The sequence below is a fragment of the Kitasatospora sp. SC0581 genome (assembly GCF_048159585.1).
Classification (GTDB): domain Bacteria; phylum Actinomycetota; class Actinomycetes; order Streptomycetales; family Streptomycetaceae; genus Kitasatospora.
The window spans coordinates 27,799-41,347 of sequence record NZ_JBLRWA010000009.1 but is presented as its reverse complement, the minus strand read 5'-3'; the positions used below and the strand labels follow the sequence as shown (position 1 = coordinate 41,347).

Below are 13,549 nucleotides of genomic sequence, written 5' to 3'. Positions count from 1 at the left end.
CGTGCCGCCGGCCACCCGCCCGCCCACCGCGCCCCGTCCGTCTCCGTGCTGCACACCGAACCACCCCGCGCCGACGAACACGACCGCGGCGCGCTGCGCGCCGCACTCGCCGACGGCACCGACGACCGGATCATCTATGACCTCGACGGCATCGGCCGCCAGTACGCCGCGCTCCGCGCCGAACTGCCCGGCGTGGCCGTCCGGTTCGCCATGAAGGCCTGCCCGGTGGACGAGGTGATGGAGCACCTCGCCGCGCTCGGCTCCGGCTTCGACGCGGCGAGCCCGCAGGAGATCGCCCAGGCGCTGCGCACCGGCGTGCCGCCCGAGCTGATCCACTACGGCAACACCATCAAGTCGGACCGCAACATCGCCGAGGCCTACCGGCTGGGCGTGCGGGACTTCGCCACCGACAGCCTGGAGGACGTCGCGGCGATCGCCGAACACGCCCCCGGCGCAAGGGTGTTCTGCCGGATCGCGACCACCGGCGAGGGCGCCCTGTGGGGCCTGAGCCACAAGTTCGGCTGCTCGCCCGAGGACGCCGTGCGGGTGCTCGACGCCGCCCGGACCGCCGGGCTGGTGCCGTCCGGCCTGTCGGTCCACGTCGGCTCCCAGCAGATGACCGCCGAGGCCTGGACCGCCGCCGTGGACGCGCTGGCCGCCGTGCTGGAGGCGCTCAACTGGCGCGGGATCACCCCGACCCGGATCAACCTCGGCGGCGGCCTGCCCGCCCTCGGCGTCCTCGACCGGGGCGGGCGCCCGCTCGACCCGCCGCTGGACAAGATGTTCGTGGTGATCCGCGAGGGCATGGAACGGCTGCGCGCCGTCACCGCCGGGCCGCTGGAGTTCCTGCTGGAGCCCGGGCGCCACCTGGTCGCCGACCACGGCGCGATCCGCGCCCACGTCTCCCGGCTCACCTCCCGCCACCGCCTCGACGGCACCCGGGAGGACTGGCTCTACCTCAGCTGCGGCAAGTTCAACGGCCTGTACGAGATGGACCAGCTCCAGTACCGGCTGGAGTTCCCCGCCCACCCGGGCGGCCAGTTCGTCAACGCCGTGGTGGCCGGCCCGACCTGCGACAGCGACGACGCGTACGCCCAGGACGGCGGCCGGGTGCGCGTCCCGCGCGCGGTCCGCTCCGGCGACCCGGTCTGGATCCACTCCTGCGGCGCGTACGCCACGGCCTACGCCACCCGCGGGTTCAACGGCTTCGCGCCGCTGCCGTACACCTGCATCGGTGGCGGCGACGGCCGGGACCACCACGGAGGCACCGCATGACCGACGCCCTCGTCGACGCTCCGACCGACCTGCGCATCCGGCTGCTCCGGGAGGAGGACTGGGACGCCGTGGTCGCGCTGGAGGAGCGCGCCTACGCCGCCAGCGGCCTGTCCGAGGGGCGCGAGGCGCTCCGGTCCCGGCACCGCGCCTCGCCGGACACCTGCTTCGTGCTGGAGCACCCGGACGGCCAGGGCGGCGTGGGCGGGTACCTGCTCGCCCTGCCGTACCCGCTGTTCCGCTGCCCGGACCTCGCCCGCAGCGAGGACGGACACGGCGCGGGCGCGGGCGAGCGGCCGACCAACATGCACGCGCACGACCTGGTCGTCGCCGAGGAGCTGCGCGGCCGGGGCCTGTCCCTGCGGATGCTGCGGCACCTGGAGGAGACCGCCCGGACGGCCGGCTACCGGAGCGTCTCGCTGGTCGCCGTCCGCGGCTCGCACGTGCTGTGGACCACGCTGGGCTACCGCGCCCGGCCCGAGATCGACCTGCCCGAGAGCTACGGCACCCGGGCGGTCTACATGGCGATGCCGCTGGACCCCGTCCCGTCCCGGCCGCTGCCGCACCCCACCGACCCGACCCCCGGGCCGCACTCCAGAGCCGAAGTGGGCTGATACCGATGTCCCCCGTTCGCGACGACTTCCGCCGGTCCCAAGTGGCCATCGGCGCACTGTTCTTCGTCCTCGGATTCCAGTACGCGACCTGGGTCTCCCGGGTGCCCGCGCTCAAGGCCAGGCTCGACCTGGGCGAGGCCCAGATCGGCCTGCTGCTGATGACCTGCGGGGTCGGCGCGGCGGTGTCCTTCCCCCTGGTCGCGGTGCTGATGCGGCGGCTCGGCTCCCGCCTGCTCTCGGTGCTGTCCGCGCTCGCCCTCGGCGTCGTCCTGCTCGCGCTGTCGGTGGTGCCGAACTATCCGGTGACGCTGCTGGTGCTGTTCTTCGACGGCGTCGCGGTCGGCGCCCTGAACGTCGCGATGAACGCCCAGGGCGCCGCGCTGGAGGCCCGCTTCGAGCGGACCACGATGTCCCGGCTGCACGCCACCTTCAGCGCCGGCTCGCTGCTCGCCGCCCTGCTGGCCTCGGGCGTCACCTCCGTCACCGGCACCCTGGCGGCGCACTTCGGCGTGGCCGCCGCGCTGCTCGCGGTGCTGGTCATGGCCGCCCGGCCGGGGCTGCTGACGGACGGCCCGGCCGCGGCCGCCGAGCCGGAGGAGCGGAAGGAGCGCCGCGGCTTCGTGCTGCCGACCGCCGTGACCCTCTGGATGGGCCTGGCGATGGTGTTCGGCACCGTCACCGAGGGCGCCATGAACGACTGGTCGGCGCTCTACCTCAAGGACTACGTGCAGGCCGGCGCCGGGCTCGCCCCGATGGGCATCGCGGTGGTCTCGGTGATGATGGTCTGCGCCCGGATCTTCGCGGACGGCTGGCGCACCCGCTTCGGCGACGGCCGGATCGTGCGCACCGGCAGCCTGCTGGCCGGCCTCGGACTGGCCCTCGCCCTGGCGGTCGGCGGTGTCGTCCCGACCCTGCTCGGGTTCGCCTGCGTCGGCCTCGGCGTGGCGGCGGTGACCCCGTGCGTCTACGTCGCCGCCGCCCGGCAGGGCCCCGATGCGCTCTCCCTGGTCGCCGCCATGGGCACCACCGGCCTGCTGGCCGGCCCCGCCGTGATCGGCTTCATCGCCGGCGCCACCAGCCTGCTCTGGGGCATGGCCGCCGTCGCCGCCTCGGCGGCCGTCGTCTCGCTCTGCGCCACCCGGATCCGCTGGCCCGACCAGGACGCCCCCGCCGAACCCCGGCTCGCCGCCGACGCGACCTGACCCCACCCCCGGACCCTCGCCCGGCACCTCGCGCACCCCCGTCGCGAGGTGCCGGGCGAGTCCGTTGCGGAGGCCGGTGACCCGGGCGTCCGTCAGTCCCCGGCCGGGACGTCCGCGCCGCCGGTGGCGATGTGGTGGGCGAGCCTGGCGCGCAGCGCGGTGAGGCGGGCGATCTCGGCGTCCAGGGCGGCCAGCCGGGCGTGGACGACGGGGGCGAAGGTGTCGGGACCGGGGGAGCCGGAGCAGCGCACCGGCGGGTCCTGGTCGAGCAGGTCGAGGCGGTGGGCCCGGCTGGCCAGGTCGTCCACCGTCAGCCCGGTGGCGAGGAGTTGGCGGATCACCCGGACCCGGGCGACCTCGGCGTGGCCGTACTCGCGCTGGCCGGAGGCGGAGCGGGCGGGCGGATGGAGGAGGCCGCGCTGTTCGTAGAAGCGCAGCGCCCTGGGTGTGGTGCCCGCCGCCGCTGCCGCGTCCCCGATCCGCATGCCCGCTCCCTGGTCGTCAGAGTTCCACGACGGTCGTCCCGAAGGTGTCCCCGGTGAACAGTCCGGTCAACGCTCCGACGGCCCGGTCGATGCCCGCCACCGGCGTCCGGGGCAGGACGATCTCCCCGGCGCGCAGCCAGCCGGCCAGGCGCTCCCGCCACTCGGCCTCCAGGTCCGGGTGGTCGAGCACGGTGAAGCCGCGCAGGCTCAGGCCGAGGGTGGCGACCCGGAAGGCGTCGATCACGGCGGGTGCGTCGCCGCCCCGGCGTTCCGGTGCGAGCTGGCCGTCCAACGCGCCGACCAGGGCGAACCGGGCGCCGTGCCGGGCCGCGTCCACGGCGGCGGTCAGCTGCTCGCCGCCGACCAGGTCCAGCACGACGTCGACGCCCTCCGGTGCCGCCGCGGCCAGTTGCTCGGCGAAGGGCCGCCCGCCGGGCACCAGCGCCGCGTCGTAGCCGAGTTCGGCGGTCAGCCGCTCCGCCTTGGCGGGCGAGCGAGTGGTGCCGATTACCCGGGCGGCGCCGAGCAGCCGGGCGACCTGCCCGGCCACCGTGCCGACCGCGCCGGCCGCGCCGGTCACCAGCACCACGTCGCCCGGGCGCACCCCGGCGGAGCGGGTCAGCCCGCCGTAGCCGGCCGAGGCGGCGGAGACCAGGGCGAGCGGGTCCGGGAAGTCCGACGGGACGGGGGTGAGATGCGCGGCCTCGGCGAGCGCGTGGCTCCGCCAGCCGTTCAGGTGGGTGACCAGGTCGCCGGGGCGCAGCGGCCCGTCCTCCGGCGCGGCCAGCACCTCGCCGAGGGCGGGCCCGAACAGCGCGTCCCCGGGGGCGATGTGCGGCATCGGCAGGCCGGAGCCCGCGCCGCCGATCAGCGTGCGCAGCCCGGGGAAGACCAGGAAGGCCCGGTTGCGGACGAGGACCTCCCCGGGGCCGGGCGCCGCCAGCGGCTCCTCGGCCACGGTGAAGTCCCCGGGGGCGGGCAGTCCGGCCGGTGCGGCGGTCAGCCGGACGACGCGGGCGGTGGTGGGCAGGGCCATGGCGGCACTCCTCTGAGCGGGCGGGGGAGGCGGCGGCGGTCGGTGCCGCCGCGGGACGCCCGGACGCTAACCCCTGACCCTTGCGTCAGGGGCAAGCCGCCTGGCCACGGAGGTGTCTGACGGGGCGTGGGGGACGCGGGTCTTCTAGAGTCACGCGTGGTACGGACGTACGACTGTGATACCCCCGTACGTCCGTACCGCCGGACGACCCCGAGCCGCACCGAGAGGAACGAGCAGCATGACCGAGCAGGCCCCCGAGCCCTTCGAGCCCGTCGACGAGGACTGGCGGACGGCGCTGGCGATCGTCGCCCACCCCGACGACATGGAGTACGGCGGGGCCGCGGCCGTCGCCCGCTGGACCTCGCAGGGCAAGAAGGTCGTCTACGTGATGGTGACCAGCGGCGAGGCGGGCATCGACACGCTGGACCCGGCCGAGTGCGGTCCGCTGCGCGAGGCGGAGCAGATCGCCTCGGCGCGCGTGGTCGGCGTCGACACCGTGGAGTTCCTCGGCCACCCGGACGGCGTGGTGGAGTACGGGCTGCCGCTGCGCCGGGACATCGCCCGGGTGGTGCGCCGGCACCGGCCGGACATCGTGATCACCAGCAACTTCCGGGACACCTACGGCGGGGTGTTCCTCAACCAGGCCGACCACGTCGCGGTCGGCCGGGCCACCCTGGACGGGGTCCGGGACGCCGGGAACCGCTGGGTGTTCCGCGAGCTGCTGGACGAGGGCCACGAGCCGTGGAACGGCGTGCGGCAGATCTGGGCGGTGGCCTCGCCGGAGGCGAAGCACGCGGTGGACACCACCGGGACCTTCGACCAGGGCGTCGCCTCGCTGGAGGAGCACAAGGCGTACCTGGCCGGGCTGGGCGGGGCGATGGCGGAGCCGCGGGAGTTCCTGGAGGGCTTCGGCCGGGGCGCGGGCAGCCGGCTGGGGACGCGCTTCGCGGTGCCGTTCGAGGTGTTCCCGCTGCGTTGACCTCCGGCTACCCGGAGCCGGAGCCGGAGTCGGGGCCGGAGCCGGCGTCGGGGTCGGAGTCGGCGTCGGCGTCGGCGTCGGTGCCCGCGCGGCGCCGGCGCCGGTAGCGCAGCACCTGCCGGAGCAGGAGGGCGGCGACCAGCACGCCCAACCCGACCGCGAACCAGACCTGGTAGCGCAGCGCCGTGTGGTACACGGCGCCGATGTTGGCGCCGGCGAGGTAGCCGAAGGTGCCCCAGACCGCCGTCCACAGCACCGCGCCGAGCAGGTTGAACGCCAGGAACCGGCGCCGGGGCATCTCCGTGGTCCCGGCGATGATCCCGTTGTACTGGCGCAGCCCGTCCACGAAGCGGGCGACCGCGACCACCTTGCCGCCGTGCCGGGCGAAGAAGCCGTCCGCGCGCTCCATCCGGGCCGGGGTGAGCAGCACGTAGCGGCCCCAGCGGTGGACGAAGGCGCGTCCGCCGGTGCGGCCGATCAGGTAGCCGAGGCCGTTGCCGAGCGCGGCGGCGCCGGTGGCGATCAGCAGGACGGCGGCGAGGTCGAGGTGCCCGGTGCCGGCGTACACCGAGGCCAGCACCAGGACGGTCTGCCCGGGCACCGGGACGCCGCAGTTGTCCAGCAGGACGAGCACCGCCACCGCGAGGTACCCGTAGTGGTCCAGCAGTGGCGCGAGTCCGGCGAGTGCCCCGGGCAGCGGGGTCGTGGGGGCGGGCACCGCTCCTCACCACCTCGCGCGGGGCGGGGTGGCGGGGGAGTGGGTCAGCGTTCCGCCTGGCGCTGTTCGATGTTGCAGTCGGGGCCGGGGTAGATCAGGCCCTCGTGGCCGTCCTCGAAGCGGACCACGTACGGCGGTTCGCCGTCGGTGCCGCGCACCTCGACGATCTCGCCCTTCTGGTCCACCATGCCCACCGACCTGCTGTGGATGTGGAGCCGGTCACCTACCGCCGCGTGCATGGTCTGCTCCCTCGGGTCGTGTGCCGGGCCGCCTCCGCGGACGGTTCCCGCTATCCACTGTGCTGCGGGGGCGGCGGCCGCGCAACGCCTCGGGCGGGCGGGGCCGGCGGGGCCGGGCCTCAGCGGGCGGACGGCTGTTGCGCGAGGTAGCCGCGGACCAGCCGCTTGCACTCGGCGATCAGCGCCGGATCGCCGTCCGGGGACTCCCGGAAGGCCAGTTTGAGCACCGCGTCGGCGGCCTCCAGGGCCACCCGCAGGGTCAGCATGACGGCCGTCGGGTCGCCCGCCCGGAACAGTTCGCCGCCGAGCGCCTGGAGCCGCAGGGCGACGGCGGTGTTGTTGTCCACGCCCGCGTCCAGCAGGTACCGGTCGTCCCGGACGCCGGTGGGGACGGCCGGTCCGGCCAGGCCGAAGTCCAGCTGGCCGAAGCCCGGCACCGCGCGCTTCATCGCCACGAACTCCTCCACCGCGAGATCGGTGAAGAGGGCGGGGCCGACCGGCGCGGCGGCGGCCAGCCGGGCGTCCAGGCGCTGGAGGTAGTGGTCGAGGTTGCGGGTGGCGAGCGCCGCCAGCAGGTCCTCCTTGCCGGCGAAGAACTGGTACAGGGTGCCGATCGGCACCTGGGCGCGCTGGGCGACCTCCTTGGTGGTGAGCGCGGTCGCCCCGACCTCGTCCAGCAGCCCGGCGCAGGCGTCCAGGATGCGGCCGTACCGCTCCAGGCTGCGCTGCTGGACCGGGCGGCGCCGGACCGGTCCGGGGGCGGGGTGACTCCTGTCGCTCATGACCTCACTGTGCCGCATCCGCTGTTGCGGCGGCGAATCACCGGGGCGCGAACGGACCGGAGTTCCCTGTGGGACGGGAGACGACTGGTGGCCGGAGCTGAACGGCACGGTGGCGGGAAGGTGTCCACGGGTTGGCATTGGTCTTGTCGTGGACGCGAAGACAGGTTCATACTCCTGAGGCGGACTACCTTGCGTGATCAACGCATGCCTCTTCGTGGTGATCACGATTCAGCTGTGGCGGCCGAGGCGCCTGTGACGGACGCTCCGCCGCCACCCGAGGTCTGGATGACGCCGTGTGCCCCCACTGCCCGCGCCACGTCCCGTGGCGCCGATTCCCTGTGTGTTCCCCGCCGAACGGAAGGAGGGGATCGGTTCGGTGACGCCGTCCTCCGGAGGGCGTGAGGCCCTCGACACCGAGCACCGCCGCCAGTTCCTGGAGTCCGGGTACCTGGTCCTGCCCGGCCTGCTGCCGGAAGCGCTGCGCGAACGGCTCGCGCCCGAGGTGGACCGGTGGGTCGACGAAGGCCTGCGGGCCCGGTCGATCGCCGCGTGCGCCGACCCCTTACGGCACGGACCGCCCCCGCTGCTGGAACTGGAACTGCCCGCCCACGGCGAACTCCTCACCCACCCGCCCCTGTTGCGCACCCTGACCCGCCTGCTCGGGCCGGACTTCGTCTTCCACCACCTGCACAGCGACCGCCAGGACCCGGGGATCCCGGGCAAGGCCTGGCACCACGACTGCGAGCCCAACGACCGCTCCGACCCGTCGCTGCTGATGGTCCACGCGCTGCACTACCTCGGCGGACTGGACGAGAAGGTCGGCAGCCTGGCCGTGCTGCCCGGCTCGCACCTGCGCACCGTCGGCAAGTCCGCCTACGCCCACCACGGCACCGGCGAACTGCCCGGCGAGGTGGTCATCGACCGGCTGCCGCCCGGCTCCACCGTGCTGCTCAACTCGGCGCTGTTCCACACCCGCCGGCCGGCACCCGAAGGGCCGGGCCGCCCCCGGTACTTCGTCGACGCCTCCTACTGCCAGGTGGGAGCGCGCTGGCGCCCGGTGAAGCCGTACTGGCGGCAGATGCTCGCCCGGGCCCGCGAACTGGACCTGGCCGACGGCCAGTGGCCCGAGCTGTTCGCGGAGCGGCACTTCACCGAGTACACCGGCAGCGAACACGCCCGCACCGAGTACACCGGAACCGTCTGAGGAGCACTGCCGTGGAGATCGTCACAGCCGTCGCCTACCCCGAGGTCCACGACGCCTACCTGCGGGACCACCCGGTGGATCGGGCCCACGAGGCGAACAGCAACATGTACGGCGAGGAGAACCTCGACCGTGCCGACCGCATCCCCGGCGGCTGGTGGCGGATCCGGCTCTCCCGGACGGACGTCCTGGGCATCGTGCTGCCCTGGCACCTGAGCGAGGGCGGGGAGCTCGAACTGGTGCCGCGCTCCGGGCTGACGGTGGCCGAGGCGGCCGAGCGGGTCCGGGCCGGCGGATCGGCCTGGACCGCCGCCAACCCGGTCTGCGCGGCGAAGCTGCGGCTGCTGAGGTGGGCCCCGCTCACGCCCGTCTTCCTCAGCACCGCCCCGGTCGACCACTCCGACTACGGGGACCTCGTGCTCCGGTCGGGGCTGATCCACCTCGACGGCCTGCACCGCATGCTGGCCTGGGAGTTGGCCGGACGGCTGCCCGAGCGGGAGCTGCTGGACGGCTACCTGGTGGGCGACCCGGGGGTGGCCGCCGGCCCCGCCCGGGCGGGCCGGAGGGGGGACGAGTCGGCGTGACCTCCGCGACGCAGCACCTCCGGTCCGCGGCCTGCGGCCACCCGGCCGACCCCGCCCACCGGGCCCGCTCGCTGCCCGACCTGCTCGCCCACCACGCCCGGGCGCACCCCGACCGGCCCGCCCTGGGCGACGGCGTCCGCACCTTCGACTACCGCACGGTCGACACCGCGGCCGACCGGATCGCCGCCCGGCTGGCCGCCGCCGGCACCCGCCGGGGCGACCGGGTCGCCCTGCTCGGGCCCCGGGACGCCCGGATGCTGGTGCTGCTGTACGGCGTGCTGCGCGCGGGCGCGGCGGCCGTGCTCGCCGATCCGGACTGGTCGGCGGCCGACCTGGCCCGGCGGCTGGCCTCCGTCCGGGTGGCCCGGGTGCTCGCCACCGAGGGCGGCCTCGGCGGGGAGGTGGTGGACGTCGAGGCGCTGCCGGAACTGCCCCCGGTGGCCACCGAGGTACGGGGCGAGGACCTCGCGTACCTCTCCTTCACCTCCGGGTCGAGCGGCGAGCCCAAGGCGGTGGCCGTCACCCACGCCAACGCCGTGCACTACGCCCGGGCCCTGGCCGGGCGGCTCGACCTCACCGAGGCCGACGCGCCCCGCGCCGCCCACGTCACCACCCTGGCCGCCGACCTCGGCCACACCGCCTGGCTGCTCGCCCTGGCCACCGGCGGCTCGGTGCACCTCGTGCCGGACCGCGAGGTGCGCGACCCGGAAGCCTTCTGGGCCTCGCTGCGGCGGGCCCGGGTGGACGTGCTGAAGACCACCCCCTCGCACCTGACCGCCCTGCTGGAGGGCCGCCCGGCCGACTCCCCGCCGCTGCACACCGTGCTGCTCGGCGGCGAGGCGCTGCCCCGCCCGCTCGCCGCCGCCCTGCTCGACGGCGGCACCACCGCGCGGCTGGCCAACCACTACGGACCGACCGAGACCACCGTCGGCGCCACCTGCCTGCTCGTCACCTCCGCCCGCCAACTGCCCGCCGAGGAGCCGACCGTACCGATCGGCACCGCGATCGGCGAGGTGCTGCTGACAGTGGTGGACGGCGACGGCCGGGCGGTGCCGGACGGCTCGGTGGGCGAACTGCTCATCGGCGGCCGGGGCGTGGCCGCCGGGTACTTCGGCCGGCCGGACGAGACCGCCCGCGGCTTCGTCCGGCGCGACGGCCGACTCGTCTACCGCACGGGCGACCTGTGCCGACGGCGGGCGGACGGCAGCCTGGTCTTCCTGGGCCGGGTGGACCGCCAGGTCAAGGTCCGCGGCTACCGGGTGGACCTCGCCGAGGTCGAGCGGGCGATGGACGGCCACCCGGGCGTCGCCCGCTCGGCGGCGCTGCTGCGGGAGACCGCTCTCGGCAACCAACTCATCGGTGTCGTCCGGCTGTTGGACGGCGCGGACGGGGCCGGGAGCCTGGACGGGGCTGGGAGCCTGGACGGGCTGCGGGCGCACCTGCGGGACCGGCTGCCCGGCTACTCCGTGCCGCAGCCGATCCTGGTGCTGCCGCGGTTCCCGGTCGGACCGAACGGCAAGCTCGACCGGCAGCGGCTGGCCGAGCTGGCGGCCGAACTGGTCGAGGCCCGGGCCGAGTCGGACGGAACCGAGTCGGACGGAACCGGGTCGGACGGAACCGAACCGGACGACGCCGGGGTGAACGGCGGCGCGGGGAGCGGACCGGCCGGGGAGATCGCCCGGTTCTGGGCGGGCGCCCTGGGCCTGCCCGCCGTCGGGCCGCGCGCCGACGTGCTCGGCCTCGGCGGGGACTCCATCCTCGCCATGCGCACCATCGCCCTCCTGCGGCGCTCCGGCCTGCGGGTCGCCTACGAGGACTTCTACCGGTACCCGACGGCGGAGGGCCTGGCGGCGGTCGCCGTCCCGGTCGCGCCGTCCGTCCCGGCCCCGCGCGGCTCCACGAGCGGTCGCCGACTCGCCCCGGCCCAGCGGTGGTTGTACCGGCAGCGGACGGTGCGGGACCTGCGGCACTGGAACCAGTCGGTGCTGCTGCGCTGTCGCACCGCCGTCGACCCGGAGGCGCTCTCGGCGGCCGTCGCGGCCGTCCTGGAACGGCACCCGGCGCTGCGCCGGCCGGTCGCCCCGGACGGCTGCGGCGAGGTCCGGGCGGTGGCCGAGCTCGACCCGGTCTCCTTCTCCCGGATCCCGCGCGCGGCCGGGGAGATCGCCGACACCGTCGCCGGGGTCTGCACCGAACTCCACCGCAGCCTCGATCCGTCGGCCGGCCGGCTGCTGCGCGCCCACCTGTTCACCGGCCCGCCCGGCACCGACGACCGGCTCGCGCTGATCGCGCACCACCTGGTGGTCGACGGGCTGTCCTGGCGGATCCTGCTGGACGACCTGGCGCACGCGTACCGGGCGGTGCTCGACCGGAAGCCGGTCGACCTGCCGCCGACGGCGGACTTCTACGCCTGGGCGGCGGTCTCGTCCTCCGCCGCGGCGGAACCCGTTGCCGGGGACGCCGCTGTCGGGGAAGCCGAGGAGGTCGGAGAGGCCGGGGAGGTCGAGGAGCCCGCCGCGCTCAGCTGGGCGCTCGACCCGGACGCCACCGCCCGGCTGATCGCCCGGCACGGTGCCGGGGCCGGGCTGGAGGCCGTACTGCTGGCCGCCTTCGCCGAGGCCGTCACCGGTGACGGCGGCCGCCCCCGGCTCGCGGTGGAGGTCGAGACCCACGGCCGGGACGCGGTCGGCGACCCGGGCGAATTCCTGGACACCGTCGGCTGGTTCACCGCCGTCAAGCACGTCGAGCTGGACGCCGGGGCCACCCCGGACACCGTGGCCCGGCGGCTGCGCGAGGCCCCCGTCCGGCCGATGGACGGGCCCGGCGGACGGCCCGCCGTCGGCTTCAACTTCCTCGGCACCTTCCGGCTGCCCGAGGAGCCCGCGCTGGACTGGACCGTCGCCGCCGAACAGGCCGGCACGGCCCGCTGTACGGGCGGCGACCCGCTGTACGAACTGCGGCTCACCGCACGGGTGGTGGAGCAGCGGCTGGTCGCCGACCTGGTGTACGGCCGGCCCGGCCTGCCGCACCCCGCCGCCGAGCGGATCACCGGGCGGTTCGCCCGCGCCGTGGCGGCCGAGGCGCAGGCCGAGGTCGTCGGCCAGGCCGACACCCAGGCCGACGCCGAGGCGCCGGAGGCCGCACCGCCCGTCCGGGCACCGCTGTCCACCTCCGGCCAGCTGCTGCACCCCGGTGTCGCCCCGACGGCCCGGGCGACGGTGCGCGAACCCGCCCGGGTGCTGCTCACCGGCGCCACCGGCTACCTCGGGCGGCACCTGCTGGAGGCCTTCCTGGCGCGCGGCGCCGAGGTCACCTGCCTGGTGCGGGCCGCCGACGACGCCGAGGCGCTGAAGCGGCTCGGCACCGGCGCGGCGGGCACGGTCCGGCCCGCCCGGGCGCTCGCCGGGGACATCGACCGGGACGGCCTCGGCCTCTCCCCGGCCGCACTGGAACACGCCCGGGGCGCCCACCTGGTGGTGCACGCGGCGGCGGACGTCCGACTGGTGGCCTCACCCGACGAGCTGGAACGCACCAACCACACGGCGGTGCGCCGACTGCTCGACTGGGTCGGGGAGCACGCCCCGGACGCCCGGGTCCACCACGTCTCCACGCTGGCCGTCTCGGGCGGCGTCGACGGCCCGCCGCGCCGCTTCAGCGAGGCGGACCTGGAGATCGGCCAGCACTTCCGCACCCCGTACGAGCGGACCAAGTACCGGGCCGAACAGGCCGTCCGGGCCTGGGCCGCCCGCGGGCACGCCGCCTACCTGCACCGCAGCGGCCACATCGCGGCGCACAGCCGGACCGGCGCGTTCCAGGCCAACGCCGGCGACAACCGGATCTACCAGCTGCTCCGCGGCTACCTGCTGGCCGGCGCCGCGCCGAGCCGGCCGGGCACCGCCTTCGCGTTCTCGTACGTGGACACGGTGGCCGCCGGGATCGCCGCGATCGCCCTCGACCCGTACGCCGCGCCCGGCGCGTACCACGTGGAGACGCCGCACGCCGTCCCGCACGACGAGCTGGTGCGGTGGCTGGCCGGGCACGGCCACGCCGTACGGCTCACCGACGAGGAGGCCTTCGGGGCCGCCCTCGCCCGGGCCGAGCACCGCCACCCGACGGCCGCCCGGGTGGCCGCCGCCTGGGCGGCGCAGGAGGAGCGCCGCGTCCTGGTGGACAGCTCGTACACCACCGCGGTGCTCGACCGCCTGGGCGTGCGGTTCGCCGCGCCGACCCCGCGGTGGTGGTCGGCCGCGCTCACCTGGGCCGCCGAGGCCGGCTACCTGCCGCCCGTCGGCCCGACCCCGCCCACCCGTGACGACATCCGTGACGACGTCCGCGACGGCGCCGGTCACGACATCCGTGACGACGTCCGCGACGGCGTCGGTCACGACCCCCGAGACGACATCCGTGAAGGCAGGACCAACCCGTGAAGGCAGGCCC

General features: G+C 75.9%; 12 protein-coding genes. 7 read left to right on the top strand and 5 right to left on the bottom strand.

Annotated features, from left to right (window positions below):
- Positions 1–48: 48 nt before the first annotated feature.
- From ACLWS4_RS16725 to ACLWS4_RS16715, 3 genes are read left to right on the top strand one after another with little or no spacing between them, the layout of a single operon-like run.
- Positions 49–1,275 (top strand): type III PLP-dependent enzyme, encoded by a 1,227-nt coding sequence (locus ACLWS4_RS16725; protein ID WP_074004673.1) that lies wholly within the window; start codon positions 49–51, stop codon positions 1,273–1,275.
- Positions 1,272–1,886 carry a GNAT family N-acetyltransferase gene (locus ACLWS4_RS16720; protein WP_416874468.1) on the top strand — a complete coding sequence of 205 codons (615 nt, stop codon included), beginning with the start codon at positions 1,272–1,274 and terminating at the stop codon, positions 1,884–1,886. Before ACLWS4_RS16725 ends, ACLWS4_RS16720 begins: the two co-directional genes overlap by 4 nt.
- Before the next feature lie 5 nt (positions 1,887–1,891).
- Positions 1,892–3,088 carry an MFS transporter gene (locus ACLWS4_RS16715; protein WP_416874467.1) on the top strand — a complete coding sequence of 399 codons (1,197 nt, stop codon included), beginning with the start codon at positions 1,892–1,894 and terminating at the stop codon, positions 3,086–3,088.
- Positions 3,089–3,180: 92 nt separating this feature from the next.
- Here the strand turns inward: ACLWS4_RS16715 and ACLWS4_RS16710 are convergent, their stop codons facing one another.
- Together ACLWS4_RS16710 and ACLWS4_RS16705 are read right to left on the bottom strand one after the other, a co-directional pair.
- Positions 3,181–3,573 (bottom strand): MerR family transcriptional regulator, encoded by a 393-nt coding sequence (locus tag ACLWS4_RS16710; protein WP_049657112.1) that lies wholly within the window; start codon positions 3,571–3,573, stop codon positions 3,181–3,183.
- Between the two features lie 16 nt (positions 3,574–3,589).
- Entirely contained in the window at positions 3,590–4,609 is a 1,020-nt protein-coding gene (locus tag ACLWS4_RS16705; RefSeq protein WP_416874466.1) for an MDR family NADP-dependent oxidoreductase, read from the bottom strand.
- Between the two features lie 238 nt (positions 4,610–4,847).
- Here ACLWS4_RS16705 and ACLWS4_RS16700 point away from each other — a divergent pair, with 238 nt between their 5' ends.
- Entirely contained in the window at positions 4,848–5,588 is a 741-nt protein-coding gene (locus ACLWS4_RS16700) for a PIG-L deacetylase family protein (protein WP_416874465.1), read from the top strand.
- A gap of 7 nt (positions 5,589–5,595) precedes the next feature.
- Here the strand turns inward: ACLWS4_RS16700 and ACLWS4_RS16695 are convergent, their stop codons facing one another.
- From ACLWS4_RS16695 to ACLWS4_RS16685, 3 genes are all read right to left on the bottom strand, one after another.
- Positions 5,596–6,306: a DedA family protein gene (locus ACLWS4_RS16695; RefSeq protein ID WP_416874464.1), complete on the bottom strand. Its 711-nt coding sequence runs from the start codon at positions 6,304–6,306 to the stop codon at positions 5,596–5,598.
- A 44-nt stretch (positions 6,307–6,350) separates the two neighbouring features.
- On the bottom strand, positions 6,351–6,545 hold the full coding sequence (locus ACLWS4_RS16690; RefSeq protein ID WP_049659048.1) for a DUF1918 domain-containing protein: 195 nt from the start codon (positions 6,543–6,545) through the stop codon (positions 6,351–6,353).
- A 119-nt stretch (positions 6,546–6,664) separates the two neighbouring features.
- A complete protein-coding gene (locus ACLWS4_RS16685) occupies positions 6,665–7,327 on the bottom strand; it encodes a TetR family transcriptional regulator (protein ID WP_380776949.1) in 663 nt (220 codons plus the stop codon).
- Positions 7,328–7,703: 376 nt separating this feature from the next.
- On the opposite strand from ACLWS4_RS16685, the gene ACLWS4_RS16680 reads away from it, so the two are divergent.
- Genes ACLWS4_RS16680 through ACLWS4_RS16670 form a run of 3 tightly spaced genes read left to right on the top strand, consistent with a single transcriptional unit; the run spans position 7,704 to position 13,539 of the window.
- Entirely contained in the window at positions 7,704–8,531 is an 828-nt protein-coding gene (locus ACLWS4_RS16680; protein WP_375875305.1) for a phytanoyl-CoA dioxygenase family protein, read from the top strand.
- Between the two features lie 11 nt (positions 8,532–8,542).
- Positions 8,543–9,112 (top strand): DUF6309 family protein, encoded by a 570-nt coding sequence (locus ACLWS4_RS16675; RefSeq protein ID WP_416874463.1) that lies wholly within the window; start codon positions 8,543–8,545, stop codon positions 9,110–9,112.
- A complete protein-coding gene (locus tag ACLWS4_RS16670; RefSeq protein WP_416874462.1) occupies positions 9,109–13,539 on the top strand; it encodes an AMP-binding protein in 4,431 nt (1,476 codons plus the stop codon). Before ACLWS4_RS16675 ends, ACLWS4_RS16670 begins: the two co-directional genes overlap by 4 nt.
- Positions 13,540–13,549 lie beyond the last annotated feature (10 nt).

Bases quoted from the DNA above. Each gene is read 5' to 3' on its own strand.
- ACLWS4_RS16700 (WP_416874465.1), top strand. From the start codon at position 4,848: ATGACCGAGCAGGCCCCCGAGCCCTTCGAGCCCGTCGACGAGGACTGG.
- ACLWS4_RS16705 (WP_416874466.1), bottom strand. From the start codon at position 4,609: ATGGCCCTGCCCACCACCGCCCGCGTCGTCCGGCTGACCGCCGCACCG.
- ACLWS4_RS16685 (WP_380776949.1), bottom strand. From the start codon at position 7,327: ATGAGCGACAGGAGTCACCCCGCCCCCGGACCGGTCCGGCGCCGCCCG.
- ACLWS4_RS16710 (WP_049657112.1), bottom strand. From the start codon at position 3,573: ATGCGGATCGGGGACGCGGCAGCGGCGGCGGGCACCACACCCAGGGCG.
- ACLWS4_RS16690 (WP_049659048.1), bottom strand. From the start codon at position 6,545: ATGCACGCGGCGGTAGGTGACCGGCTCCACATCCACAGCAGGTCGGTG.
- ACLWS4_RS16720 (WP_416874468.1), top strand. From the start codon at position 1,272: ATGACCGACGCCCTCGTCGACGCTCCGACCGACCTGCGCATCCGGCTG.
- ACLWS4_RS16715 (WP_416874467.1), top strand. From the start codon at position 1,892: ATGTCCCCCGTTCGCGACGACTTCCGCCGGTCCCAAGTGGCCATCGGC.